The organism is Marivita sp. (assembly GCF_048006345.1).
GTDB lineage: Bacteria > Pseudomonadota > Alphaproteobacteria > Rhodobacterales > Rhodobacteraceae > Marivita.
The window spans coordinates 380,280-405,806 of the sequence record NZ_CP180351.1; the positions used below are offsets into that span (position 1 = coordinate 380,280).

Genomic DNA, 25,527 nt, shown 5'->3' on the forward strand with positions numbered 1-25,527 from the left:
TTAGCAAGCAAAATTCAGCGAATGACGTTGAGTTTCAGCTTCATCTTGGCGCGTGCATCCTGTGGCAGGTGCCGGTTGAGGCGGCGATTGATCAAACCGAACAGGCTGATGATGCACAGCGTCAGCAGGATGAAATAGAAGGCAAGGATCGGGTAGGGGATGAACGGGTTGAACGTCTTGTCGGCAAAGAAGCTCGCATAGTAAAGCGCGTCGCCCCGTTGCTGCCAAGCCGGGAAGCCAGAGAAATAGACCAGCGTGGTGGCATGGAAAAGAAAGATCGCTTCATTCGTGTAGGCGGGCCATGCAAGGCGCAGCATCGTGGGCCAGGTCACCCGTTTGAACCGCGACCAGCCGGACATGCCATAGGCGTCCGCCGCCTCGATATCGCCACGCGGCACCGATTGCAGCGCGCCGTAGAAGATCTCTCCGGAATAGGCGGCGGTGTTGAGGAAGAGTACGATCAGCGCGCCGAGCCATGCCGACGTGAACGGATCGAAGATCGGCGAAATCGGTTTGAGCGACAAGAACAGGAAATAGGCAAAGAAGAACTGGATAAAGAGCGGCGATCCCCGGAAGAGGAAGATGAACCACGCGCTGGCCTTTTGCAGCACCACGTTCTTCGACGCTTTGCCCAATGCCACCGCGGTGGCGAGGAAGAACCCCGAGCAGAGCGCCAGAACGCCGAAATAGATGTTCCAGATCATGCCGGAACCGATCAGGGTGAATTGCTGACACAGCGTGTAGCCTTCACGCGGCAGGACACGTTCGCCGATGCCGATGGAACGCAGGCCGTAATCGGCGATGGTTTCCCAGCAACTCATGCCGCTTTCCTCTGCGCTTCACCGGCCAAGGTGGCTTGCCCGTGGGTCAGTTTGCGCATCACCTTGTCGAGCACGATTTCCGAGACACGGGTGAAAAGCAGGTAAAACACAAGCAGCGCAAGGAAGTACCACATGCGCCAGTCGCCATGCGGATAATCGGTGAACCGGGCGGTCTTGGCCCCACCCAACTCGCGCGCCCAGTAGACGATGTCTTCGACGCCCAAGAGGAACAACAACGGCGTCGCCTTGATCAGCACCATCCAGAGGTTCGACAGACCGGGCAGGGCAAAGACCCACATCTGCGGCACGAGAATGCGCCAGTAAACCTGCCTGCGGGACATGCCATAGGCCTCGGCGGTTTCAAGCTGGTTGTGCGGGACAGCCCGCATCGCGCCGTAAAGCACGTTGGCCGCAAACGCGCCAAAGACGATGGCAAAGGTCAGGACGGCAAGCATGAAGCCATAGGCTTCATGCACCCATTGCGGCGCGTTGCCCAAAGGCAGCTTGGCGATGTCGCAGACGACAAAATCGTTGCCCTGCCAGATGCTGTCCGTCCAGTCGGGACATTTGATTTCGTGGCGTATCCATTCAAACAGCTGGTCCAGCGCAATCACGAAGAACAGGAAGAACGCGATGTCCGGTACGCCACGGACAACGGCGATGTAGGCTTTGCCGATCCAGCTGAGCGGTGGGAAGTGCGATCGCGCACTGGAGGCGCCTATAAAACCGAACGCCAAGGCCGTGGGCGCGGTGATCGCCAGAAGCAGCAGAACGGTGAACACAGACGTGTAGATCGCCATGTGTTTTCCGGTGGTCAGGTAGCAGGCCATCCATGCGAGGTCGTCAAGCGACGCGGGATCGACACAAAAACTGAACATCTGGTCCCCTGAGCGGCTTTGGGTTTGGCAAGTCTTGCACGTCCCTGCGGCGCTTGACAATTCCCGTGTGGCGTAACGTCTTGACCGGTTTCGGGAAAACCGTGGTCACGCTTATGTCTTTGGCAGAAACGAGAAGGGGCCGCAGTGGCGACCCCTTCCATGGTTCGGGTGCATCCGGCTCAGAAGCCCGGCCCGATTTCCCACTTCGCGAGCAACGCGTTCAGCGTGCCATCATCCTTCATGGACTGGATCGCCGCGTTGAACTTGTCCTTCAGCTCTGTGTCGGACTCGCGCAGGCCCATGCCGACGCCGCCGCCGATCAGCTCCTGCCGGTCAAGCAGGACGAGGTCAGCGTTTTCGTCGGCGATGGGGCGCAGATAGGCGTCATCCGCCAGAACCGCGTCGGCTTCGCCATTGCGCACCGCAGCAACGGTTTCGTCCGGAGTGGCGAATTCCACGAGGGTCGCACCGCTGGAGGCGATGAACGCCGCCTGGATGGTGTTGGACTGCGCCGCGATCACGCCGCCTTCAAAGTCCACATCCGCACCTTCAAGGGCGAGGTAGGAGGACGGGTCCGGCTGGGTGTAGTTCTGGGTGAAGTCGATGACCTCGTCCCGTTCGGCGGTGATCGACATGCCTGCGATGATGACGTCGTAGTTGCCCGACACGAGGTTCGGGATGATGCTGTCCCATTCGTTGGTGACCCATTCACAGGTCAGTTCGGCGCGAGCGCAGAGCTCATCACCCAGTTCACGCTCGAACCCGTCGACTTCACCGGAATCGTTGATGAAGTTGTACGGAGGGTATGCGCCTTCGGTGCCCATGCGAACAACGGAGTGGCTGCCGGCGAACGCAACAGAGGCCGTGATGGCCAGTGCAGCGGTGCCGAGAAGGATGGATTTCATTGTGGGTTCTCCCGGTTTTTGGTGGTTAGTCGGCCATTGTGGAGGACAGAAACCCCCGCAGCCGTTCTGATTTTGGTGCGCCGAACAGGCTGTCTGGCGCGCCTTCTTCCTCGATCAGGCCCTGATGCAGGAACACGACGTGGTTGCTCACGTCGCGTGCCATTTTCATGTCATGGGTGACAATCAGCATGGTTCGGCCTTCGGAGGCGAGATCCTTAATAACTTTGACGACTTCCTGTTCCAGCTCGGGATCCAGCGCCGAGGTGGGTTCATCGAACAATAGCGCTTCCGGCTCCATGCACAACGCACGGGCAATCGCCGCGCGTTGTTGCTGGCCGCCCGACAGCATCGCGGGGTAGGCATCGCATTTGTCGCCGATGCCCACCTTGTCGAGATAGCCGCGTGCCGCCTGTTCGGCCTCAGCCTTGTCGCGGCCCAGCACGGTCACGGGGGCTTCCATCACGTTTTGCAGGATTGTCATGTGAGCCCAGAGGTTGAACTGCTGGAACACCATCGACAGGTTCGTGCGGATGCGCAGCACCTGTTTCGGGTCGGCGGGATGCCGTCCCAGACCGGTGCCTTTCCAATGGACGGCTTCGCCCTTGAACAGAATATCCCCCTGCTGGCTGTCCTCGAGCAGGTTGGCGCAGCGCAGGATGGTGGACTTGCCCGATCCCGATGATCCGATCAGCGACACCACTTCACCGCGATGCGCCGTGATGTCGACGCCCTTGATGACTTCAAGGCTGCCGTACTGTTTGTGCAGATTGCGAATTTCCAGAACGGGGGTTTCTGTCACAAGGCGCTCGGACGGATTGGGTCAGGGATGCGACGCAGGATGACGCGAAAATACGGGGCGATGCAATGTCGAAATCGACGTATTCCGACGCAACCGGCCGTGTGACCCTGCGTCAGTCAGTTGGGTGGCGCGGGAATGGGCTCGGCAAGATAGCTGTGCACATCGAGAACGCAGAAGGTCATGGGACCGCCCATCAGGTCAGGGTTATCAGCGTCGAACGCGCGGGTCGCAGCCGTCAGGGCGCGGCGCAGGGGTTCAGGATCGGTGCCCTGGGCAGCGATCAGGGGCAAGCCCGGTGTCGGTCGGGTGGTGCCGATGGGCGTCACCTCAGCGGCGTTGGGATCGACCGCTTGCAGGATGCGCCAGGTCACCGCGTCAAGGCAGGCGATGTCGGCGCGGCCCTCGGCCACGGCAGCAAGCGACTGGGCATGTGCACCGGTTTCGAGGAATGTGGTGATTGATCCGCGATCTGGCATCTCTTGCGCCGCTGCCCAGCCGGACTGACTGTCGGCGCTGTTGTAGGCCAGCGTTCGAGGCGGGCCGGCGAGATCCCTGCGGGTGATGATCTGGGAATGGTAATGTCCTTCCGGACCGCCAAGTCCGAAATCCAGCGTGCCGATATATCGGACCTCGTTCTGCAGTTTGCTGCGAAAGGGCAGGCCGCAGGTCATGGACAGGGCAAGGTCCGAAGACCGCCAATGAGAATACAGGTCGGCTGGCAGGTCTTCGGGAGCTGTGAGATCGGGAAGGGACACGCCCTCTCCGCGCGCGCAGGACTGCACAACGGACCAGAAGTCGCGCCAGAGGCCCGCGTTTTCCGCCCGCCAGTACATCGGCAGGCTGGCGATCATGCCTTGGCGACGCGTTGCCGGGCCAGCGCGCTGTCCCGGTCGTTGATGCCCAAAAGCTTGGCCACGAGCCGCAAGAGCGCGTCTTCCTCGGCCTCGCGCACGCCATCGGCGAGAACGACCTCCCACAGCGCCTCGATCACCGCGATGCGGTCCTCGTAGGGCACGGCGTCCTTGATGGCACCGGTGAAGCGGACGGTGTCGGGGGCTTCTGCCTCCAGCCCTTCGGCCTCGCCGCGCAGTTTTGCGGCCTCAAACGGCGACAGGCCGTAGCGGGAGGCGGCGATGCGGTCGATGCGGGCTTTCTCGCTGTCGTCGTAATCGCCATCGGTGCGGGCGACGCGGACAAGCAGGGCGGTCAGGGCCAGACGCGCATCGGCGTCGGGCAGCGGGGCGGGGTCGGGCGCGGTGAGGCGCTTGAGGAAATCACCAAACATGAAGGGGATATATGCCGTGCCGAAAGCTTCGCCAATGGGTTATCCCGAAAGTGCGGTCACATCGTAGAGGATATCGTCCAGCGCAATGCCTCCCGGATCGGTGTTCTGGACCGTCAGCGCGATGATCCCGGTGTCGCTGCGCCAGGCCAGCGAGATGACGCCATGTGTCAGGGGCAGGCTGAGTTCGCTGGTCTGGCCAGTCGCATGATGGAAGGTCAACAGCGCCGTGCCCGGTGCAGGGCGTTGGCCCAGCGGATCGGGGTATTCCGCATGCAGGCGTAGGCCCATGGCGGTTTGCGGCGTGTCGAACACCAGTGCTGCGCTGCCTTCGCCACGGCCTTCGGGGATGTCTGCGCCTTTGGGACCAACGGGAAACAATGCGTTCGAGCCGAAGCCCGTGTGATGCGCGATGGCGAAGGTCTGACCGGGTGCGCCGGGGAGGGCGCGGAGCGGTTGGGTTGGTGCCCCGCGCAGCGTGTCGAAGCCCTCAGTGTCGTGGACTGTCTGCCCGGCAAGCCGTTCGCCGATGGTCAGCCCCGTCGTGCGCCAGTGCTGGTCGATGCGGTGGCCGGGTTCGGGGGCGCTGGGCAGGATGTCGAAGGTTTCGATCCGGTGCGGCTGCGGCAGCAGGGTGTCATATGGCACTGGACGCAAATCGGCAGCAAATGCAAAACCCGGCAGACACAGCAGCGCAAAGCAGAGGCGCCTCATGTCAGTTTCCGGAACGCGGCGGAGAGCGGTTTCAACGCGCCTTCCAATCCGAAGGGCGGGTTCACGATGAAAAGCCCGGAGCCGACCATGCGGTGCCCCTCGCGCGCGGGCGGAAAGCGCACCTCGTGCGTCAGCGCCTCTGGATGATCCGCCTGCAGGGCGCGCAGCATCGGGCGGTGCGCACCGGAGGTGAGGATCGGATACCAGATCATCACCACGCCGACATTCCACTTGCGCGTGATCGCGCCCAGCCATTTGGGGATCTGGGCATAGTCCGCCTTGATCTCGTAACTCGGGTCCACCAGCATCAGCCCCCGGCGCGGCGTCGGCGGGCAGAGGCTTTGCGCCAGTTCAAGACCGTCCTGATGGTAAACATGGGTGTTGGCCGCGCGCAGGTTTGTGCGCAGCGCGGCATGTTCCTGCGGGTGCAGTTCGGCCAGATGGAGCGAATCCACGGGCCGCAGCAGCGCCTGCGCGATGGCGGGCGATCCGGGGTAAAGGCCATCGGGCTGCGCGGTGAGCGCGCGGATATAAGGATGGTCCTTCGCAAACCCGTCGTGGAGTCGCGCGATGCCCTGCGCCGCCTCGCCGGTCTTGACCGCTTCGGGCGCGCTCAGGTCATAGCGCCCGCGCCCGGCATGGGTTTCGATATAGCTCAGCGGTTTGGGCTTTTGCGTCAGGTAGTCCAGCGCCAGCGCAAGGGCGGCGTGCTTGTGCACATCGGCGGCGTTGCCCGCGTGATAGAGGTGTTGGTAGGACAGCATGCGCCCGTGATAGGCCAGTTGGCGCGGATCGGGTAGGGGGATTCAGCCAGTGGAGGTGCGTCGGAGCACGCACCCTACACACCGTTGAGCTAAGCTTGGCGCGAACAGCACCGAAGGTGCCGCGCTATCGCCAGACCGCCCCCTGGGCTGGCGATTTGGCAGGTCTGGGCGCTACGTTCGGTCTGCGCGCGGGAGTGGCTGGAATAAAGCGCTGTTGTTCGAAGGGAGGATCGCCATCCCGCGGTCTGGCGATGGCGTTCGTTTGCAAGGCCCAGAGCGATTAATTGCTATTCATTGTCTGGGAGAAACTCGTCAAATACTTCAACAAGTAGTCTTTCCAATGATGCGTGGAAGAAGACTCCATCGTCCGTAAGCCTGTACGTAACATCGAAGCTTCCCGTTCCGCCGCACTGTTCTAAGACCCGGGATACCAAACCTATGTTGGAGAACTTGGCGTAATCGTTGCCCTCGGTTGACTTTCCGCATCTGACACCGCTGTCAAACTCCAAAACAAACCTCACAATTTCTTGTGTGTTCAAAGAGGTTATTTGGTCAATCTGCCGACGATCAAATCGCGAATAGACACGATCTCTTTCCAATTCAAAACCAGCCACACTCACCGACACTGTTTGTTCTAAGAGAGACTTCAGCGGTTGCAGAAAGAGTAATACCACCGAAAGCGCAAGCAATGGCCAAACTATGGATTTTATGAGGTTTGAGTAGGCTTCGATGCGTTGAGAATGCATATCGCGTTCTGGTGCTTTCGGCGGCTTTTCCTTCATGTAATCAAACCAACCTCGACACATCCTTCGCCGCCCGGACAAAATCCTTGAACAAGGGATGCGGGTCAAAGGGTTTTGACTTTAGCTCCGGGTGGAACTGGACGCCGATGAACCACGGATGGTCGGGCCATTCGACGATCTCGGGCAGGCGGCCGTCGGGGCTCATGCCGGAAAAGCACAGGCCCGCTTTTTCCAGCGCGTCTTTGTACTTGATGTCAACCTCGTAGCGGTGGCGGTGGCGTTCGTCGATGGTGGTGGTGCCGTAGACAGATGCCACTTTCGATCCTTCGGTCAGCACAGCGTCATAGGCCCCAAGGCGCATTGTGCCGCCCTTGTCGTCATCGACCTTGCGGTTGACCTTTTCGTTGCCCTGCACCCATTCCTTGAGGTGGTAAACGACTGGCGTGAAACGTTTTTTCCCGGCCTCGTGGTCGAACTCTTCGGACCCGGCATCGGGCAGTTTGGCCACATTACGGGCGGCTTCGATCACCGCCATCTGCATGCCTAGGCAGATGCCCAGATAGGGCACCTTGTGTTCGCGGGCGAATTGCGCGGCCTTGATCTTGCCCTCGGTGCCGCGTTCGCCAAAGCCGCCGGGCACGAGGATGGCGTGGAAGCCTTCAAGATGCGGTGCGGGGTCTTCGCGTTCGAAAATCTCGGCATCGACCCATTCGACATTGACCTTGACGCGGTTGGCCATGCCGCCATGGGTCAGCGCCTCGGCGATGGATTTGTAGGCGTCTTCAAGCTGCACATACTTGCCCACGATGGCGACGTTCACTTCTCCCTCGGGGTTGTAGATGCGGTCGGCCACGTCTTCCCATTTCTCGAGGTTCGGCTTGGGTGCAGGCGTGATCTGGAATGCGTCGAGCACGGCCTGATCCAGCCCTTCGCGGTGATAGGCGAGGGGGGCTTCGTAGATCGACTTAAGGTCTTGTGCTGCGATCACGCTGTCGGGGCGCACATTGCAGAAGAGCGCCAGCTTTTCGCGTTCCTTCTGCGGGATCGGCCCTTCGGAACGGCAGACAAGGATGTCGGGGGCCAGACCGATGGAGCGGAGTTCCTTAACGCTGTGCTGCGTCGGCTTAGTTTTCAACTCGCCCGAGGCCTTGATGTAGGGCAGCAGCGTGAGGTGCATGAAGATGCACTGACCGCGCGGTTTGTCCTGGGAAAACTGGCGGATCGCTTCGAAGAAGGGCAGGCCTTCGATGTCGCCCACGGTGCCGCCGATTTCGCAGAGCATGAAATCGACCTCGTCTTCTCCGATGGAGATGAAGTCCTTGATTTCATTGGTGACATGCGGGATCACCTGGATCGTTTTGCCAAGGTAATCGCCGCGGCGCTCTTTCTCGAGCACGTTGGTGTAGATGCGCCCCGACGAGATGCTGTCGGTCTTGCGCGCAGGTACGCCTGTGAAGCGTTCGTAATGGCCCAAGTCGAGGTCGGTTTCCGCGCCATCGTCGGTCACGAACACCTCGCCATGTTCAAAGGGCGACATCGTGCCGGGATCGACGTTCAGATAAGGGTCAAGCTTGCGCAACCGGACGGAAAAGCCACGCGCCTGCAAAAGCGCGCCGAGCGCCGCTGAGGCAAGGCCTTTGCCAAGGGAAGACACCACGCCGCCGGTGATGAAAATGAAGCGTGCCATGTGTGGAAACCTCCCGCGAAGCGCTGCAAATCATGCAATCTGCGCAGCCAATGGCACGCAGCATCACGGGATTTGACCGGTAGAGGATTCGGCGGCAAAAGGCAAGGCCGAACCCCAAGATGATGTTGCGTCAGTTTGCTGCGCCTCAAGGGATGGTGGGCCTTTGGCGCAAAGAAAAACGCGCGGCCAGTGTGAGCCGCGCGTCGGTTTCGATTGGATGCCGCGTCAGTCGGCGCGCGGCAGAAGCGGTGCGTTCGGATCGATGGAGGACGGCGGTGGCAGGAGACCATCCGCGTCAAGCCCATCGGTGGCAGGTTCTTCGGCCGGTGCCGCGCCACCTCTGGACAGGCGGTCCATGATGGAACTGCCCGAGGCGTTCTGTGCGGCAATCACCGTGAGGGTGATCGAGGTGCAGATGAACGCGATAGCGAGGATCCAGGTGAGTTTGCCAAGGCCCGTGGCCGCGCTGCGGGTGCTGATCGCCCCACCGCCGCCGCCACCCATGGCGCCAAGCCCACCGCCATCAGAGCGCTGCAGCAGCACGACGCCGATCAGCGCGAGCGCAAGAAGAAGGTGGATGATGAGAACGACGTTTTCCATGGCTGTCCCGGATCTCTTCGTGAATGGGGGGTATCTAAGGCCAAGTGAGGCGTGGTGCAACCCGTGTTGGGTGATCTGATCGCGTGCCGTTTGCGGGTCCGCGTATTTGCAAAGAGAAGACGCGAGGGTCGGTCTATTCGTCCACGTCGTCCACATCTGCCTGACCCGAGAGTTTGCGGCGCACGATGGACCAGCTGAGGCCGATGCCCAGAACGAGCGACAGCGCGAAGATGCCGATCCACATGGTCAGCGCCCGGTTCTGCAGGTCGAGCAGGCCAAAATCATAGGCGACCCAGAGGAGTGCGCCCACAAGGGCAAGGATCAGCAGCATGCCGAACGCGCCGATGGAGCGGAGCGTGGCGCGCAGGTAGATGATGTAGCCCACCAACAGCACTAAACCGGCCAGCACGGTAACCGAAAGCTGGTTCTGTCCTTCGGTCGCGGCCCATCTGACGAAATTGTAATCCGTCGGATTGTAGGTGACAGCCACAAGGACAAAGGCAAAGAGCCAGCGCAGCAGGAATCCCATCATCTTCGGCCTTTCGTCAACGTCGCTGCGGTGTGATCGCCCAAAGCGGTGCGGCCTGTCCAGAGGGCTTTGCAACAGCGGCACGCGCCTGTGACAAACGGGCAGGTTCCGGTGTCTTGCGCGAGCTGCAGGGTGATATGTCGCGAAGATCGCGTGAAAAGCGGTTCCCCCCGCCAAGATTGCGCACTATACGGGCGCGGGTTTGACGGATGGAACTCCAGCAAAGGTCTAAAGACATGGCGAATGTGGTGGTCGTGGGTGCCCAGTGGGGCGACGAGGGCAAAGGCAAGATCGTGGACTGGCTCTCGGAGCGGGCGGATGTGATCTGCCGCTTTCAAGGCGGGCACAATGCGGGTCACACGCTGGTGATCGATGGCAAGGTCTACAAGCTGCATGCGCTGCCGTCCGGCGTGGTGCGCGGTGGCAAGCTGTCGGTGATCGGCAATGGTGTGGTGCTCGACCCGTGGCATCTGATGAAAGAGATCGAGACTATTCGCGGTCAGGGTGTGGAGATCACACCCGAGAACCTGATGATCGCCGAGAATACACCGCTCATCCTGCCATTTCACGGCGAACTGGACCGGGCGCGTGAGAACCAGAATTCGGTTGCCAAGATCGGCACAACGGGACGCGGCATCGGGCCTGCCTACGAGGACAAAGTCGGGCGTCGGGTGATCCGGGTTGCGGACCTTGCCGATGCGGCAACGCTAGAAATGAGGGTGGACCGCGCACTGGTACACCATGACGCGCTTCGCCGCGGGCTCGGTCTTGAACCGGTGGATCGCGACGACATTCTGTCGGCGCTGCGCGCAATTGCCCCGCAAATCCTGCCCTTTGCCGCCCCCGTCTGGAAGGTGCTCAACGAAAAGCGCAAGGCCGGCAATCGCATCCTGTTCGAAGGCGCGCAGGGGGCGCTTCTCGACATCGATTTCGGCACTTATCCGTTTGTCACCTCGTCCAACGTGATCGCGGGGCAGGCGGCTACGGGTGTCGGCCTTGGGCCGGGGGCGATTGATTACGTGCTGGGCATCGTCAAAGCCTACACCACCCGCGTGGGCGAAGGCCCGTTCCCGACGGAACTGCATGACGAAGACGGTCAGCGCCTTGGTGAGCGTGGGCACGAGTTCGGCACCACCACCGGGCGCAAGCGCCGCTGCGGCTGGTTCGATGCATGCCTCGTGCGCCAGACCTGTGCCACCAGCGGCGTGAACGGGATTTCCCTGACCAAGCTGGACGTGCTGGACGGGTTCGAAACGCTGAAGATCTGCGTTGGCTACGAGCTGGACGGTCAGCGTTACGACTACCTGCCAACGGCTGCCGACGAACAGGCCCGCTGCACACCGATCTACGAGGAAATGCCCGGCTGGTCAGAATCGACCGAAGGCGCGCGGTCCTGGGTGGATCTGCCCGGCGAGGCCATCAAGTATGTCCGCCGGATCGAGGAATTGATCGAATGCCCGGTCGCCCTACTTTCAACCTCACCCGAACGGGAGGACACGATCCTCGTGACCGATCCCTTCGCGGACTGAGCGAAAGGAGGCGCATATGGCGCTGAGCTACAAGGCCCGGAAACGCTGGTCGCTGGTGATCCTGCTGGTGGGCATGCCTGCCTATGTGGTCGCCTGCGTGACCGTGATCAACTTGCTCGACCGGCCCTCCTTTCTGGTAGAGCTTGTGGTTTACGTGGCGCTGGGCATCCTTTGGGCGCTGCCTTTCAAATTCGTGTTCAAGGGGATTGGACAACCGGACCCCGACAGTGGCGACTCCTAGCATGCGGCGGCGCGGGTCTGCCTGCGGGGCCGGGGCGTGACCGCGACATCAGGTGTAGTCCTTGTTCTGGGCAGCGCGCCCGATGTGATCCAATGCCGTGATTGGCCCAGATCGGGCTTTGATACGGTGGTCGCCATCAACAATGCGTGGCAGGTGCGCAAGGATTGGGACTACCTTGTCGCGCCAGATGACTTTCCAGAGGACAAGCGCCCGCAAGAGCTGTCACCGGGCCAGCAGGTGATCGGGTCCGATGTCTATGTTCCCGCCAACAACCAGTTCGGTGGCATTCTGTACGCCGGAGGGACGATGGCGTTCACCGCCGGGTATTGGGCGCTTTGGGCGTTGCGGCCAAGGGTCATGGCCTTTCTGGGCTGTGACATGATCTACGCGCCGCAGAAGGTGTCGCATTTCTATGGTCAGGGGCGTGCCGATCCTTTGCGCGATGACATCAGCTTGCGCAACCTCGAGGCCAAGTCAGCCCGGCTGATGCTGCATGCGGCGCGCATGGGCTGCGCCTGTGTCCGGTTGTCCAACGGTCCTAGTCGCCTTGTGTTTCCCTCGGTTTCCAGACGGGTGCTCGGAACCATCGCGGACCCCTCGTCGCAGGCCGACTTTGGGGCCTTCGACGCAGCAGTCGCGCTGGAACAGCAGTTTGGATATTCGGTCCCATCCGGGCGCTATTGGCAGGAAGCTGCCAGGTTCGACGTCGCGCACATTGATGCGGTCGACACCGCGTGGATGACCGCTCTCTCTGCAGCAGGAAGGGACCTCTTGGGGATCGCTAAGCCTGCGGTGCAGAAGGCCGGGTAAAAAACGAAGGGGGCCCGAAGGCCCCCTGAACGTCTTATCCGGCTGCGCGCGCATCGGGTTTGAAGCCGATGCTGTCAGAGGCGGCGAAGCGCCCACCGCTCTTTTTCTCGATCTTGCCTTCGCGCAGGAGCTGGCCAAAGCTGCGCAGACGTTCCTCGCGCGAGCTTGCGGCCCCTTCTGCCTGCAGCAGTTTCGTCATCAGCTGCGGCCGCGAGAATTGGTCGCGTCCTTCGACAAAAGACATGTAGGCCGCTGCGGCTTCGAGCAGTTCGGGCAGGGTGTGTGCCCCCTGGTTTTCGGCGAACTCGGCAAAACCCGTGTCATCGCCAGCCTTGGCATCGGCAGCCTCGACCTGCTCCACATTGCGCATGACGCGGCGCGGGCGCACCGGAGTGGCGGCCTTTTCGCCATCCACGTCGATCCGCTGCTCTGCCACCAGCTTGAGCGGGGCAGGACGCACCGGTGCCGGGCGGGCAGAGCGGGCTTCCGTGACCTTGGGGCGGCGCGGGCGCACCGCGTCGGCCAGATCTTCGCGATAGGGCTGTTCCTCGTTGACGGTCTTCTTGCCGAAGCCAAGGATGCGATCCGCCTTGGTCGCAGCAACAGCGGCCCGCAGATGCGCGATGGCGCTGCGACGGCGGTTGCCCTCGGGTTCTTCCATCGCGCTGTCGGTCTTGCCGACCAGACGTTCGACGGAGTTGGTGTCTTCCTCGATCGAGGTGTCGGTCAGCATCGCGCGGCCGGGGCTGGTCAGTTTGACAGCCTTGCGGATGTTTGCGGATGCAGCCTCTCGGTCGGCTTCCGACAGGGGTTCGTGATCAAAATCATCTTCGTCGTCGTCGAAGTCCCAGTCTTCGTCTTCTTCGATCTCGGCATGCAGATCGGCCAGTTCACGGGCCAGTTCCGCTTCTTGCTCCGGGGTCAGAGAGCTGTCTTCGAGGCCGGGCACGGGCCGCACCACGGCGACGGGGGCATCATCCTCATCTTCGTCGTCGTATTCTTCGAGTTGACCAGACGCCAGGGCTGCTTCGACATCGGCGCGCTTGGCCTTGCCGACGCGGGCGATCAACGGCTGGGGTGCTGCTGCTTCTTCCTCGTCGGTCTCGTCGTCATCCATGACGGTGTTTTGAAGAACATACGGCTTGTCCCGCGAATTGTCTTCCTCGTCATCCGCAAAGAGTTCGTCGTCGTCCTCGTCGTCAGACATGAGATCAAGGTCGTCTTCATCATCGTCGTCGTCGGACAGGAGTTCGAGATCGTCGTCCTCGTCTTCGTCCTGCTGTGCGATCACGTCAGGCTGCTCTGCCTGTTCCACGGCAACCGTTTCGGAGGCGCGAGCAGCGGCCGCCTGTGCTTCAAGCTCGGCGATCTTGGCGCGGAGGATTTCAAGTTCGCTCTGGGCATCGTCCCGACGGGCGGTGACCGGAGCATAGTCTTCGTCGTCTTCGTCGTCATAATCCGTGTCCGGGAGAAACGCCTCTTCATCGTCCTCGTCGTCCAGATCAAGCTGATCGGACACGACGGCGGCGATGGTGTCGGTGAAGAGGTTGTCGTCAAGCGCGGTGGTCTCTTCCACGTCGATGGCATTGTTCTCGTCGTTGCCATCGCCATCCGGGCCGGACATCGCATGTTCGTCTTCGATGTATTCCGGGGCAGGCTGCGCCTTGGACGCAACAACGGCACGGATGCGCTGCAGCTTTTCGGCGACGCTGTCGGCCACAACCGGGGCCACTTCGGCCTCGGCAGCTTCAACCTCGGCGGCTTCCGCTGCGATCCGGCGATTTTCCTTGTCGTCCTGTTCGGCGATCAGATCGTCGATGCTCGACTCCGCAATTGTTGTTTCTTCGGCATCCAGAACGTCATCGGCGCTGAATGCCACTACGTCCACGTCGTCTGTGTCGAGCGAGATATCAGACAGGTCGATGGTCACGCCGTCATCTTCCGGCGCGGCGTCTTCTTCACTGTCCGCGACCGCTTCGAGATCGGCGAACTCCATTTCGGAGATATCGATCTCGGTGTCGTCCTCGACAGGCGTGTCGGTAGACACGGTCTGCGCATCCGCCGGTTGGGCCGCGACAGCCAGCGCAGTGGCAGCCATGCTGGCCGTCGCGTCCGCTAGGGCTGCGTCCCTCGATGATTGCGGCGCGACATCCCCTCGCGGCGGCTCGGCATCATCAGAAGGACGCAGAACCAAATTACCTTTCTCAAAGCGGGCTTCGACCCGGCGGGCGATCTCTCGCTCCGCGATCCGGGCCAACATCTCCGCATCGGGTGTCGGTGGTTCGGCACCGAAATATCGGTCATCCTGAGCAAGATCGCGGAAATACTCCGCAATCGCCTTCATCGTGTCGAAGGAGTTGTCGAACCCTTCGAGGGTACATGAGAAGGTCCCGTAGGATACCGTGAGTATCTTGTTTGAACTCACCATAATATCACCCGCTTTCCAAACTTCTGCGAAGGACTTGCTAACATGTTTACCAAGACCAAAGCGCATCGAATCTGTGCCAATCACGGTATCATTTCATGTCCTGATTGTGATCTGTTTCGCCATTCGTCATTAATCAGACATGAATGACCCCATTGTTGTTTCGCAGGAACCAGTCCTGCTTGTCGGTGGCGCGCATGGCGACAATGCGCAGCTTTTGTCTTTATTGGATGAGGTCACGACAGTTGTCGCCGCCGATAGCGGGGCGGACTGGGTGCGCGCGGTCGGACGTCTTCCGAACGCGCTGATCGGGGATTTTGATTCGGTGTCGGACGAAACCCGTGCCGCGCTGCCGCCCGAGACCGTGCATCGGATCGAGGAACAGGACAGCACCGATTTTGACAAGGCGATCCGGTCAATCTCGGCACCGATGATTATCGGCATCGGCTTTCTGGGCGGGCAGGTGGATCATCTGCTGGCGGCCATGACGGTGCTGGCGCGCTATCCCGACAGGGCCATCGTGCTATTGGGAGAGCATGACGTGGTGGCGCATCTGCCGCCGCAGATTGGCCTGCCGTTAGAGCTGGGGACACGCGTGTCGCTTTATCCGATGCGTCCCGTCACGGGGATATCGACCGGACTGCACTGGCCCATCGACGGGTTGGAGCTGTCACCGGGCGACCGGGTCGGAACGTCAAATCGCGCCGATGGACCGGTGTCTTTGACACTGCATGGGCCAGGGATGCTGATTATTCTGCCGGTGTCTGAACGGCATGGCTTGCAACAGGCGCTGGCTCAGGCCGACGGCTTATGGCCTGCTCTCTGAACACGATGTAAAGCCCCGAGGCGACCACGATGGCGATCCCGATCGAGGCCATGGTGTTCGGCAGGTCGCCGAAGACGGCAAAGCCAATCACCGTGGCGATGGGGATTTCGAGATATTGCATGGGTGCCAAGGTGGCTGAGGGCGCGTACCGCAACGACCATGTCATCAGCAGATGTGCCAGCGTGCCGGACAGACCTATGGCCACCAGAAGCGTCCATGTGCTTGACGGCAGAAGGCTGTCCCAAGCGAGGATTGGCACGGATTGATCCGGGATCAGAAAGATCACCGGGGTCATCAGCACCACCGCCATCACACCGGACACGGCCTGCAACCCGATCGGGTCCGTTTCCTTGGCGATCTTGCGGGTCACCAGCATGAAGAGCGCAAAGTTGATCGCCACACCCATCGGCAGCAGGGCGGGCCAGCCCACTTCCTGAAACGATGGCTGGATGACCAGCAAAGTTCCTGCAAATCCCACCGCACAGGCGATCATCCGGCGGATACCAACCTCTTCACCCAACACGTAATGCCCAAGCAGGAGCATGATGAAGGGCATGACAAAGGCAATCGCGATGGCGTCGGCCAGTGGCAGGTAATAAAGCGCGGACACCATCATGCCGATTCCGACGATATGCATCAGGGTTCGCAGCAGGGTCAGCGCCAAAACCCGGTTTGACATGCGCCAGACACGCCCGGTTGCAGCAATGATCGGGATGAGCACAAGCGCCTGAACTCCGAAACGGATCAGCAGCAATTGTCCAAGCGCCACCTTGTCCGAAAGGATCTTAGCGAGCGCGTCCCCCATTGGAGCCACGACGCAGAAACCCAGCATGAGTGCTATTCCGAGAGTGGGGCGGTCTTGTGTCATACCGCACGCTACTCTTGGTTGAGTCTTTCTGTCAACGCTCTCCTGTTAACATGTTGAACGTTCTTCAAGTCGACCAAAAGTCACGCGTTTTCAAGTGGTTCAGCAGTTGGGAACGTTTACCGCCAATCCCCCCAAAGAGGTCTCTTTGTACTTCTCGTGCATGTCCGCACCGGTCTGGCGCATGGTCTCAATCGCCGAATCAAGAGGCACGAAATGGGTGCCATCCCCGCGCAGAGCAAGGCTTGCGGCACTGACCGCCTTGATGGCCCCCAGACCATTGCGTTCGATGCAGGGCACCTGCACCAGCCCTTTGACCGGGTCGCAGGTCATCCCGAGGTGATGCTCCAGCGCGATTTCGGCCGCGTTCTCGATTTGCATCGGGGTGCCCCCCAGCACCGCACATAATCCGGCGGCGGCCATGGCGCTGGCGCTGCCGACTTCGGCCTGACACCCGGCCTCGGCCCCGCTGATAGAGGCGTTGAACTTGACCAAACCGCCGATGGCGGCGGCGGTCAGCAGGAATTCCGGTACCCGGCTGGCCGTGGCCCCTGGCACATGGTCGAGGTAATAGCGGATCGTCGCGGGCACCACGCCAGCAGCGCCATTGGTGGGTGCAGTCACAACCTGACCGCCTGCGGCGTTCTCCTCGTTCACCGCCATCGCATAGACGCTCATCCAGTCGTTGATCGTGTGCGGCGCGGTCAGGTTCATGCCGCGTTCAGCCAGCAGCTTCTCGTGAATGCCCTTGGCGCGGCGCTTGACGTTAAGCCCACCGGGCAGGATGCCGTCATTCTCAAGCCCGCGGTCGATGCAATCGTTCATCACCTGCCACAGACGGCGCATTCCGGCGTCCAGATCGCTGACAGACCGACGCGACAGCTCGTTCGCGCGTTTCATCTCGGCAATGCTCAGGCCAGAGGTTTTGGCCATCTCCAGCATCTCGGCGGCGGATTTGAACGGGTAGGGCACGGGCGCGCCGTCATCCGTATCCTTGCCTGCGTCCAGTTCGGCCTGCGTCATCACGAAGCCGCCGCCGATGGAATAGTATGTTTCCTGCAGGATCACGTCGCCCTGAGGGTCGGTTGCGCTGAGGATCATGCCGTTCGCATGGCCGGGCAGGTTGGGTCCGAAATCAAACGTCAGATCGGTTTCGGGATCGAACCGCAGGGCGGGCAAGCCGTCCGGTGTGACGGTCTTGGTGGCCTTGATCTGTGCGAGTGCTGCGTCTGCCTTGTCGCGGTCGTAGCTTTCGGGAAGAAACCCGGCAAGCCCAAGGATCGTGGCGCGGTCGGTGGCGTGACCCACCCCTGTAAAGGCCAGCGAGCCGTGCAGGGACGCCTTGACGCCCGCCACGGAAAAGGGCGCCTTGCGCAACAGGTCAAGGAACCGCGCGGCGGCGACCATCGGACCCATCGTGTGGGACGAGGACGGGCCGATCCCGACCTTGAACATGTCAAAGACAGACAGAAACATGATTAAAGCGCGCTCCCTTCAGGTGGCGTGGCCGGATGTGGATTGGAAAAGGGCGTCGGACCCAGACCCTCGGCACGTATGGCCGCCAGTGCAGAGTCGCGCATCTCGATCCTCTGGGCAAGGGCGTGCAGATTGGGCCAACGGGCAAGGTCGAACCAGCCTCGATCCGCCGCCACAGGGTATAGCGCGGGCCAACGCAGAAGAACCGCAAGGTAAAGGTCACTGATGGTTGGGCTGCGTTCCGTGCAGGGATAAAGCCGGTTCAGGATGTCGAAATGGGTGGTCAGCGATGTTTGGATCTGTTGGCTGGCCATGGCCTGCTGATCCGGATCGGGGCCTGCAACCAAGTGCGGATAGAACAGGTTGCGCATCTCGGCATGAACACTGTTCGACAGAAAGAACAACCAGCTCAGAAACGATCCCCGGGCCGGATCGGTGGCTTCGGGTGACAGATGCACCGCGTCACGGTGACGGTCGGCAAGCCAAAGGCAGATCGCGGCGGTCTCGAACATCGGTCCATCCGGCGTTTCCAGCGCCGGAATGCGGCCCACCGGGTTGACGCGCCTGTAGTCTGCGCCGCGTTGTGCCGACACGCTGCGGTCCACAAGTGCCGTGCGGTAGGGCAGGCGCAATTCCTCCAGCACCAGTCGGACGACCAGCGAGGCGTTGTCGGGGGCGTAATGCAGCACATAGCTCATGCTCCGGGATGTAGCGCAGTCAGCGCAGGACGCACGCTGCGAAAGCGGCGCGTCACGGTGAAAAAACGATGCGCTTAACCCCGTCTTTACCCGCAAGGGCGTAGGCCTTGGCACATATGCTGCAAGGGACCAGCTGACTTGATGCGAAAGGACTGCTGATGACACTTTATCTGAACCGACTTGCCTGGTTTGCCGCCTTGCTCACGATCATCGCCTGGGCATTTATGCCGCGCATGGCGATGGCCTATCCGGTCATGTTTCCCAAGGTTCCCGAAATTGACTCTCTGCCGCTGCCGCCGATGCCGTCCACCAATCTGGCGGAACAGGATCGTTAATTCGGTGCTCGGCTCTCTTGCGGGCCGCGCGGTGATCTTGAGCGGGATGTCCTCAACGCCCATGTGAATTCGGTCTCGCCCCGCGCTGCGCGACGTCCTATAAGATCCATAGGACTGCCCAAGGAGCCCCGCATGACCGGAGAATTGTCGCCCATCGACAAAGCCAAGTTTGTCGCTGCCAAGCAAGCGGCCGACATGGTCGAGGACGGCATGCGCGTTGGGCTTGGCACCGGGTCGACCGCCGCGTGGCTGGTGCGCCATCTGGGCGACCGGGTGCGCGACGAAGGTCTGCGCATCAAGGGTGTGCCGACCTCGCTGCGCACGGCGCAACTGGCCCGCCAGGTCGGGATCGAGGTGATCACGCTGGATCAAGCGGGCACGCTCAACATCACCATCGACGGGGCCGACGAATTCGACGGCAATCTCAACCTGATCAAGGGGGGTGGCGGGGCGCTGCTGCACGAAAAGATTGTGGCCGCGGCCAGCGAAGAGGTCGTTGTCATCGCGGACGCCGCCAAGGAAGTGGGCACGCTGGGCGCGTTCCCGCTGCCGATCGAAGTGATCCCGTTCGGCTGGACCACAACGCAGATGCTTGTCGAAGAACTGCTGGTCTCGGCGGACGTGATGGGGCGTCGCATCACCCTGCGCATGAACAATGGAAAGCCCTTCGTCACCGATGAAGGCAACCACATCCTTGATCTGCACCTGAGCCGCATCGGCAATGCCCGCCAATTGGCCATGGCGCTGAACCAGATGCCAGGGGTGGTCGAAAACGGGCTGTTTGTCGATCTCTGCGACAAGGTCATCATCGGCTACAGCGATGGCCGCGTCGAAACCCGCGACATCAACGAAGGCACAGTGAGCCAGGATCGCATCGATTTGGTCGAGAACGACAACCTGTTTTCCGATATCTGAGCGCAGGCAGCCTTCCGGAACACGTCTGCGTCAGCACAGCCCGATAAAGCCGGATTTCCGGGGCCTCGCTTCTGGCCATCCGCGTCGCCATATGAAATATCTTTGCGCGACCATGAGAAGGAGCCCACCATGAGCACATTCGACTACGATCTTTTTGTGATTGGTGGTGGCTCTGGTGGTGTGCGCGCGGCGCGGGTTGCTGCGGGCGAGGCGGGAGCCAAGGTGGCACTCGCCGAAGAAGACCGTTACGGCGGCACCTGCGTGATCCGGGGCTGTGTTCCCAAGAAGCTGATGGTGTTCGCCAGTGGCTATGGCGGCATGGTCGAGGAAGCCACGCATTACGGCTGGGACATGCTGAACCGGGGCTTTGACTGGCAGACCTTCTCGGGACATCTGAACAAAGAGCTGGACCGGCTTGAAGGGGTGTATCGCAAACTCCTCGCCGGGTCTGGTGTGACCACCTACGATGCCCGCGCGCGATTGAAAGACCCGCATACGGTCGAGCTGTCGACGGGCGAGACGTTCACTGCCAAGCACATTCTTGTCGCCACAGGCGGGCGTCCAGTGCGTCCCGACCTGCCCAACGCGCATCTTGGGATCGTGTCGGATGACATCTTCCACCTCGAACAGCTGCCCAAATCAATTCTGATCATCGGCGGCGGCTACATCGCCTGCGAATTCGCCTGCATCCTTGCGGGTCTCGGCGTGGAGGTGACGCAGTATTATCGCGGCGCGCAAATCCTGCGCGGATTTGACGACGAGGCGCGCGGCCTGATCGCGGAATCCATGCGCGAATTGGGCGTTGATCTGCACACAGGCACCAACATTGTCGAAATGGACTGCTATCGCGGCGAAGAAGACGACGGCATGGATGCCCCTGTCGAAGCGACGCAATACGCGATGCCCGTGAACGACGCGCCGCAGGAAGGTCCTCTCAAGGTCAAATCGACCAACGGAAAGATTAAGGTGTTCGATCAGGTGCTGTTCGCCACCGGACGCCGCCCCAACAGCGACGACATGGGCCTCGAAGAGGTTGGCGTGACATTGGGCCGGGGCGGCGCTGTCGAAGTCGACGAATACAGCCAGACCAAGGTGCCCTCGATCTATGCCATCGGGGATGTCACAGACCGGGTGAACCTGACGCCCGTTGCGATCCGTGAGGGCATGGCCTTTGTTGAAACCGTGTTCAACGGCAACCCGACCAAGGTGGATCACGACCTGATCCCGTCAGCGGTGTTCACCCAGCCTGAACTGGGCACGGTGGGCCTGACCGAAGAACAGGCGCGCGACCGCGAGCCGATTGAAGTCTATTGCGCATCGTTCCGCCCGATGCAGTCCGCCTTTGCCGATAAACCCGGTCGGGTGCTGATGAAACTCATCGTCAGTCAGGAAAGCCGCAAGGTTTTGGGCTGTCACATCGTCGCGCCCGGCGCGGGCGAGATGATCCAGTTGGCGGGTATCGCGATCAAGATGGGTGCCACAAAAGAGGATTTCGACCGCACGGTTGCGGTTCACCCGACGATGTCCGAAGAGATTGTCACCATGCGCAAACCGACGCGCACGGCTTGAATTTCCAAGCTTTGCCCACAGGTAAGAACGTGACATGAAAGACCGAATGTTCCGAGAGGGGAAAAGACCAGATGGCAGGTAACAGTGGCGGCCCGTGGGGCGGCGGCGGTAACAACGGTGGAAACCGTGGCGACGATCGCCCGCGCGGCGGCAACAATGGCGGTGGCCGGAGGCCCGGTGACGACAATCAACCGCAGATACCCGAAATCGACGAGCTGATGAAAAAAGGCCAAGAGCGCTTGCGCGTTCTGATGGGAGGTCGCGGCGGTGGCGGCGGGGTCAATGGCTCTGGCGGCGGCGGTGGCGGCGACGGGTTCAAATTGACCCGTGGTACCATTGGCCTGGGTGTTGTCGGCGCAATCGCCCTCTGGGCCATGGCCAGCTTCTACACCGTGCGCCCAGAAGAACAGTCCGTCGAACTGTTCCTTGGCGAATACTATGCCACCGGCAATCCGGGTCTGAACTTTGCGCCCTGGCCGGTCGTGACCGCCGAGGTCATTCCGGTGACCCGTGAACAGACCGAAGACATCGGTGTCGGTGGCCGTGGCTCGGATGCGGGCCTGATGCTCACAGGCGACGAAAACATCGTCGATATCGACTTCCAGGTGGTCTGGAACATCAATGACCCGGCGAAATACCTCTTCAACCTTCGTGACCCGCGCCCGACGATCCGCGCGGTGAGTGAATCCGCGATGCGCGAGATCATCGCGCAATCCGATCTGGCACCGATCCTCAACCGCGACCGTGGGTCGATTGCAGCCCGTCTGCAGGAGCTCATTCAGTCGACACTCGACAGCTATGACAGCGGCGTGACCATCATCCGCGTCAACTTCGACAAGGCTGACCCGCCCGAACCGGTGATCGCGGCCTTCCGCGACGTTCAGGCGGCCGAACAGGAACGTGACCGTCTGCGCAACGTGGCCGACGCCTATGCCAACCGGGTGCTCGCCGAAGCACGCGGTGAAGCGGCACAGGTTCTCGAACAGGCCGAGGCTTACCGCGCCCGCGTTGTGAACGAAGCCGAAGGTGAGGCAAGCCGTTTCCTTGCCGTTCTGGGTGAATACCGCAACGCGCCTGAAGTGACGCGAAAGCGTCTGTATCTTGAAACCATGGAAGAGGTGCTTGGCCGCGTGGACAAGATCATTCTGGACGAAAACAGTGACGGAAGCAGCAACGGTGTTGTGCCGTATCTGCCGCTCAATGAACTGCGCCGCAACACGACAAGCGGAGGGTCGAACTGATGCGTAAGACAACGTACCTCTTGCCGGTTGTGGTTCTGATCATCGCCGGTCTCCTGTCCTCGGTCTTTATCGTTGACGAACGCGAAAAGGCGTTGGTCCTGCAGTTCGGCCGTGTCGTTGATGTCAAGGAAGAGCCGGGTCTCGCGTTCAAGATCCCGCTCATTCAGGAAGTCGTGCGCTATGACGACCGCATCCTGAGCCGTGACATCGACCCGCTTGAAATCACACCCTCGGATGACCGTCGTCTGGTCGTCGACGCCTTTGCGCGCTACCGGATCGTCGATGTGAACCAGTTCCGTCAGGCCGTGGGTGTCGGCGGCATTCCGGCCGCTGAAAGCCGCCTTGATTCGATCCTGCGATCGACCACGCGGGAAATCCTCGGTTCGGTGTCGTCGAACGACATTCTGAGCGTTGACCGGGCGGCCCTGATGCTGCGGATTCGCAACTCGGCCATCACATCCGCCGAAGCGCTCGGGATCGAGATCATTGACGTGCGTCTCAAGCGCACCGATCTGCCGACCGAAAACCTGGACGCGACCTTTGACCGGATGCGGGCGGAACGCGAACGCGAAGCAACCGATGAACGGGCCCGTGGTAACGAAGCCGCGCAACGTATTCGGGCGCAAGCGGACCGTACCGTGGTCGAACTGGTGTCTGACGCCAGCCGTCAGGCCGAGATCATTCGCGGTGAAGCGGATGCGCGCCGGAACAACATCTTTGCGACCGCCTTTAGTCAAGACGCTGAATTCTTTGAGTTCTACCGCTCTTTGACCGCCTACCAGCGGGCACTGCAGGGTGACAACTCGACCTTCGTCATGTCCCCCGACAGCGAGTTCTTCAACTACCTGAAGTCCGCAGACGGTCTTGGCGGTGGCATCTCGGCAGCAGACGCGGCCCGGATCGCAATTCCGTCTGCGCCGGCGGGGGAAAGCACGGCTGTTCAGCCCGAGGCTGCACCGACCTCTGCGGATACCGGTACCGGAGCCGGCAATTGACCCAGACGATCCTCACGGGGATTGCCATGGTGCTGATACTGGAGGGGCTGGCCTATGCGCTGGCCCCTTCGCTTATCGAACGGATGCTCGAGGCGATGCGGGCCATGCCGTTGGAGATGCGCCGATTGGTCGGACTGTCCGCGCTTGCTGCGGGTGTCGCCATGTTATGGATTCTGCTCAGCTTTTGAACCGAGCGACTTGCATGCGTCACGTCACGATCAAGTCACATCCGCTTGAACCGTCGCTTTCCTGATTGCGTGTTGCGCAAGCGCACCTACATTAATCGCATGACAGGCAGGTGCGCGGTCGCGCCCCGCACCAAAGACGAAGGAGTTTCCCTTGACCTCACAGGCAAAAACCATCCAACGAGATCAGAGCGCGCCAACGCGCATGTTCTGGCTGACCTCGTTGTCCATGATCCTCATCGTCGCGCAGTCGCTGATGGGTCATGCGCAGGAAAGCTTTGCAAACCTCGCCGAAAAGATCAGCCCGGCTGTGGTGAACATCACGACATCAACCACCGTGGCTGGCCGTACAGGTCCGCAGGGCATCGTGCCCGAGGGCTCTCCGTTCGAGGACTTCTTCCGCGAATTCCAGGACCGCAACGGTCAGGGTGACCGCCCGCGCCGCTCTTCGGCTCTGGGTTCGGGCTTCGTGATCTCGGAAGACGGGTTTATCGTCACCAACAACCACGTGATCGAAGGTGCCGATAAAATCCTGATCGAATTCTTCGAAGGGTTCGAGCTGCCCGCGACCCTCGTTGGCACCGACCCCAACACAGACATCGCGCTGCTCAAGGTGGAAAGCGAAACGCCGCTGAAATTCGTCAAGTTCGGCGACAGCGACACCGCCCGCGTCGGCGACTGGGTGATGGCGATGGGCAACCCGCTGGGACAGGGCTTCTCTGTTTCCGCAGGCATCGTGTCCGCCCGCAACCGTGCCCTAAGCGGCACCTATGACGACTACATCCAGACCGACGCCGCCATCAACCGCGGCAACTCGGGTGGCCCGCTCTTCAACATGGCCGGTGACGTGATCGGTGTGAACACCGCGATCCTGTCACCCAATGGCGGCTCTATCGGGATCGGCTTCTCGATGGCGTCGAACGTTGTGACCCGCGTGGTCGACCAGCTCAAGGAATTCGGCGAAACCCGCCGCGGCTGGCTCGGTGTGCGCATTCAGGACGTGACCGACGACGTGGCCGAAGCGCTGGGTCTGGCCTCGGCCAAGGGTGCGCTGGTCTCTGACGTGCCGGAAGGCCCGGCCATGGATGCGGGCATGCAGGCCGGTGACGTGATCGTCAGCTTTGATGGCCGTGAAGTCGAAGACACTCGCGGCCTTGTCCGCCAGGTCGGCAACACCGAAGTGGGCAAGGCAGTCCGCGTTGTGGTGAACCGCGACGGCGCAACCCAGACACTTCTGGTGACACTGGGCCGCCGCGAGGAAGCTGAAAGCCCTGTTCCCGCATCGCAGCCTGGTCCGGATACAGAAGAAGTACCGGAATCGATGGAGCTGATGGGCCTCACGCTCAGCCCGCTGACGACCGAGATCCGCGAGCAGCTGGAACTGCCGGAAAGCGCCAAAGGTCTGGCGGTGATGGACGTGGATGAAAGCTCGGAAGCATTTGAAAAAGGTCTGCGGGCCGGTGACGTGATCACCGAAGCCGGTCAGGCTCAGGTGCTTGCGATCAGCGATCTGGAAGAGCGGATCGCAGAGGCCAAAGACGCCGGGCGCAAGTCGATCCTGCTGCTGGTTCGCCGTGCCGGGGATCCGCGCTTCGTTGCGCTGAACATCGCATCTGACGAATAAGCCAACCGACATCGAAACGGAAAGGGCGCCTCACCGGGCGCCCTTTTTGCGTGTACCATGCCGCAAGCGCG

The 25,527-nt window shown here is 61.4% G+C and carries 27 protein-coding genes; 11 read left to right on the forward strand and 16 right to left on the reverse strand.

Translation table 11 applies throughout. The features are described 5' to 3' along the window. Nucleotides 1-14 precede the first annotated feature (14 nt). From ACMVPR_RS02000 to ACMVPR_RS02055, 12 genes are all read right to left on the reverse strand, one after another. A complete protein-coding gene (locus ACMVPR_RS02000; protein ID WP_300583209.1) occupies nucleotides 15-821 on the reverse strand; it encodes an ABC transporter permease in 807 nt (268 codons plus the stop codon). Then, nucleotides 818-1,699: an ABC transporter permease gene (locus ACMVPR_RS02005; protein WP_416881484.1), complete on the reverse strand. Its 882-nt coding sequence runs from the start codon at nucleotides 1,697-1,699 to the stop codon at nucleotides 818-820. Before ACMVPR_RS02005 ends, ACMVPR_RS02000 begins: the two co-directional genes overlap by 4 nt. Nucleotides 1,700-1,878: 179 nt before the next feature. After that, nucleotides 1,879-2,604 (reverse strand): transporter substrate-binding domain-containing protein, encoded by a 726-nt coding sequence (locus ACMVPR_RS02010; RefSeq protein WP_300583204.1) that lies wholly within the window; start codon nucleotides 2,602-2,604, stop codon nucleotides 1,879-1,881. A gap of 25 nt (nucleotides 2,605-2,629) precedes the next feature. Continuing rightward, nucleotides 2,630-3,403 carry an ABC transporter ATP-binding protein gene (locus ACMVPR_RS02015; protein ID WP_416881485.1) on the reverse strand — a complete coding sequence of 258 codons (774 nt, stop codon included), beginning with the start codon at nucleotides 3,401-3,403 and terminating at the stop codon, nucleotides 2,630-2,632. Nucleotides 3,404-3,519: 116 nt separating this feature from the next. Then, nucleotides 3,520-4,254 carry a phosphate/phosphite/phosphonate ABC transporter substrate-binding protein gene (locus tag ACMVPR_RS02020; protein ID WP_416881486.1) on the reverse strand — a complete coding sequence of 245 codons (735 nt, stop codon included), beginning with the start codon at nucleotides 4,252-4,254 and terminating at the stop codon, nucleotides 3,520-3,522. After that, entirely contained in the window at nucleotides 4,251-4,688 is a 438-nt protein-coding gene (locus tag ACMVPR_RS02025) for a TerB family tellurite resistance protein (protein WP_416881487.1), read from the reverse strand. The genes ACMVPR_RS02020 and ACMVPR_RS02025 overlap by 4 nt, the downstream gene beginning before the upstream one ends. 39 nt (nucleotides 4,689-4,727) lie before the next feature. Then, nucleotides 4,728-5,399 carry a hypothetical protein gene (locus ACMVPR_RS02030; protein WP_416881488.1) on the reverse strand — a complete coding sequence of 224 codons (672 nt, stop codon included), beginning with the start codon at nucleotides 5,397-5,399 and terminating at the stop codon, nucleotides 4,728-4,730. Further along, nucleotides 5,396-6,163 (reverse strand): 23S rRNA (adenine(2030)-N(6))-methyltransferase RlmJ, encoded by a 768-nt coding sequence (locus ACMVPR_RS02035; RefSeq protein WP_416881489.1) that lies wholly within the window; start codon nucleotides 6,161-6,163, stop codon nucleotides 5,396-5,398. The genes ACMVPR_RS02030 and ACMVPR_RS02035 overlap by 4 nt, the downstream gene beginning before the upstream one ends. A 287-nt stretch (nucleotides 6,164-6,450) precedes the next feature. Continuing rightward, nucleotides 6,451-6,945: a hypothetical protein gene (locus ACMVPR_RS02040; RefSeq protein WP_416881490.1), complete on the reverse strand. Its 495-nt coding sequence runs from the start codon at nucleotides 6,943-6,945 to the stop codon at nucleotides 6,451-6,453. Between the two features lie 4 nt (nucleotides 6,946-6,949). Continuing rightward, nucleotides 6,950-8,593 (reverse strand): CTP synthase, encoded by a 1,644-nt coding sequence (locus tag ACMVPR_RS02045; protein WP_416881491.1) that lies wholly within the window; start codon nucleotides 8,591-8,593, stop codon nucleotides 6,950-6,952. 225 nt (nucleotides 8,594-8,818) lie between these two features. Beyond that, complete coding sequence (gene secG, locus ACMVPR_RS02050; protein ID WP_300583187.1) at nucleotides 8,819-9,193, reverse strand: preprotein translocase subunit SecG; 375 nt, start codon at nucleotides 9,191-9,193, stop codon at nucleotides 8,819-8,821. A 133-nt stretch (nucleotides 9,194-9,326) separates the two neighbouring features. Then, entirely contained in the window at nucleotides 9,327-9,722 is a 396-nt protein-coding gene (locus tag ACMVPR_RS02055; protein WP_292265255.1) for a DUF6524 family protein, read from the reverse strand. Between the two features lie 236 nt (nucleotides 9,723-9,958). Here ACMVPR_RS02055 and ACMVPR_RS02060 point away from each other — a divergent pair, with 236 nt between their 5' ends. Genes ACMVPR_RS02060 through ACMVPR_RS02070 form a run of 3 tightly spaced genes read left to right on the forward strand, consistent with a single transcriptional unit; the run spans nucleotide 9,959 to nucleotide 12,302 of the window. After that, nucleotides 9,959-11,251: an adenylosuccinate synthase gene (locus tag ACMVPR_RS02060; RefSeq protein ID WP_416881492.1), complete on the forward strand. Its 1,293-nt coding sequence runs from the start codon at nucleotides 9,959-9,961 to the stop codon at nucleotides 11,249-11,251. Nucleotides 11,252-11,267: 16 nt separating this feature from the next. After that, nucleotides 11,268-11,492 carry a DUF2842 domain-containing protein gene (locus ACMVPR_RS02065; protein WP_416881493.1) on the forward strand — a complete coding sequence of 75 codons (225 nt, stop codon included), beginning with the start codon at nucleotides 11,268-11,270 and terminating at the stop codon, nucleotides 11,490-11,492. A 36-nt stretch (nucleotides 11,493-11,528) separates the two neighbouring features. Further along, entirely contained in the window at nucleotides 11,529-12,302 is a 774-nt protein-coding gene (locus tag ACMVPR_RS02070; RefSeq protein WP_416881494.1) for a hypothetical protein, read from the forward strand. A gap of 34 nt (nucleotides 12,303-12,336) precedes the next feature. On the opposite strand, the gene ACMVPR_RS02075 is transcribed toward ACMVPR_RS02070, so the two are convergent. Beyond that, the gene (locus ACMVPR_RS02075) at nucleotides 12,337-14,730 is read right to left on the reverse strand and encodes a hypothetical protein (RefSeq protein WP_416881495.1); all 2,394 of its coding nucleotides are present in this window, start codon (nucleotides 14,728-14,730) and stop codon (nucleotides 12,337-12,339) included. A gap of 139 nt (nucleotides 14,731-14,869) precedes the next feature. Here ACMVPR_RS02075 and ACMVPR_RS02080 point away from each other — a divergent pair, with 139 nt between their 5' ends. Then, nucleotides 14,870-15,553, forward strand: coding sequence for a thiamine diphosphokinase (locus tag ACMVPR_RS02080; RefSeq protein ID WP_416881496.1), 684 nt, complete (start codon nucleotides 14,870-14,872; stop codon nucleotides 15,551-15,553). Here the strand turns inward: ACMVPR_RS02080 and ACMVPR_RS02085 are convergent. From ACMVPR_RS02085 to ACMVPR_RS02095, 3 genes are all read right to left on the reverse strand, one after another. Then, complete coding sequence (locus tag ACMVPR_RS02085; RefSeq protein WP_416881497.1) at nucleotides 15,477-16,421, reverse strand: DMT family transporter; 945 nt, start codon at nucleotides 16,419-16,421, stop codon at nucleotides 15,477-15,479. The two genes, ACMVPR_RS02080 and ACMVPR_RS02085, sit on opposite strands and share 77 nt — an antisense overlap. Nucleotides 16,422-16,520: 99 nt before the next feature. Next, nucleotides 16,521-17,894, reverse strand: coding sequence for an L-serine ammonia-lyase (locus tag ACMVPR_RS02090; protein ID WP_416881498.1), 1,374 nt, complete (start codon nucleotides 17,892-17,894; stop codon nucleotides 16,521-16,523). Between the two features lie 2 nt (nucleotides 17,895-17,896). Then, nucleotides 17,897-18,592: a glutathione S-transferase family protein gene (locus ACMVPR_RS02095; protein ID WP_416881499.1), complete on the reverse strand. Its 696-nt coding sequence runs from the start codon at nucleotides 18,590-18,592 to the stop codon at nucleotides 17,897-17,899. Between the two features lie 158 nt (nucleotides 18,593-18,750). Between ACMVPR_RS02095 and ACMVPR_RS02100 the strand changes: the two genes are divergently transcribed. From ACMVPR_RS02100 to ACMVPR_RS02130, 7 genes are all read left to right on the forward strand, one after another. Beyond that, nucleotides 18,751-18,927: a hypothetical protein gene (locus ACMVPR_RS02100; RefSeq protein WP_292265216.1), complete on the forward strand. Its 177-nt coding sequence runs from the start codon at nucleotides 18,751-18,753 to the stop codon at nucleotides 18,925-18,927. A 132-nt stretch (nucleotides 18,928-19,059) separates the two neighbouring features. Next, a complete protein-coding gene (gene rpiA / locus ACMVPR_RS02105; RefSeq protein ID WP_292265215.1) occupies nucleotides 19,060-19,842 on the forward strand; it encodes a ribose-5-phosphate isomerase RpiA in 783 nt (260 codons plus the stop codon). A 129-nt stretch (nucleotides 19,843-19,971) separates the two neighbouring features. Next, a complete protein-coding gene (gene gorA, locus ACMVPR_RS02110) occupies nucleotides 19,972-21,411 on the forward strand; it encodes a glutathione-disulfide reductase (protein ID WP_416881500.1) in 1,440 nt (479 codons plus the stop codon). Nucleotides 21,412-21,482: 71 nt separating this feature from the next. Next, nucleotides 21,483-22,652 carry an FtsH protease activity modulator HflK gene (gene hflK / locus ACMVPR_RS02115; RefSeq protein WP_416881501.1) on the forward strand — a complete coding sequence of 390 codons (1,170 nt, stop codon included), beginning with the start codon at nucleotides 21,483-21,485 and terminating at the stop codon, nucleotides 22,650-22,652. Further along, the gene (hflC, locus tag ACMVPR_RS02120) at nucleotides 22,652-23,647 is read left to right on the forward strand and encodes a protease modulator HflC (RefSeq protein WP_416881502.1); all 996 of its coding nucleotides are present in this window, start codon (nucleotides 22,652-22,654) and stop codon (nucleotides 23,645-23,647) included. The genes hflK and hflC overlap by 1 nt, the downstream gene beginning before the upstream one ends. Then, nucleotides 23,644-23,835 (forward strand): DUF2065 domain-containing protein, encoded by a 192-nt coding sequence (locus tag ACMVPR_RS02125; RefSeq protein WP_416881503.1) that lies wholly within the window; start codon nucleotides 23,644-23,646, stop codon nucleotides 23,833-23,835. The genes hflC and ACMVPR_RS02125 overlap by 4 nt, the downstream gene beginning before the upstream one ends. A gap of 226 nt (nucleotides 23,836-24,061) precedes the next feature. Further along, on the forward strand, nucleotides 24,062-25,456 hold the full coding sequence (locus tag ACMVPR_RS02130) for a Do family serine endopeptidase (protein ID WP_416884602.1): 1,395 nt from the start codon (nucleotides 24,062-24,064) through the stop codon (nucleotides 25,454-25,456). Nucleotides 25,457-25,527: the final 71 nt, after the last annotated feature.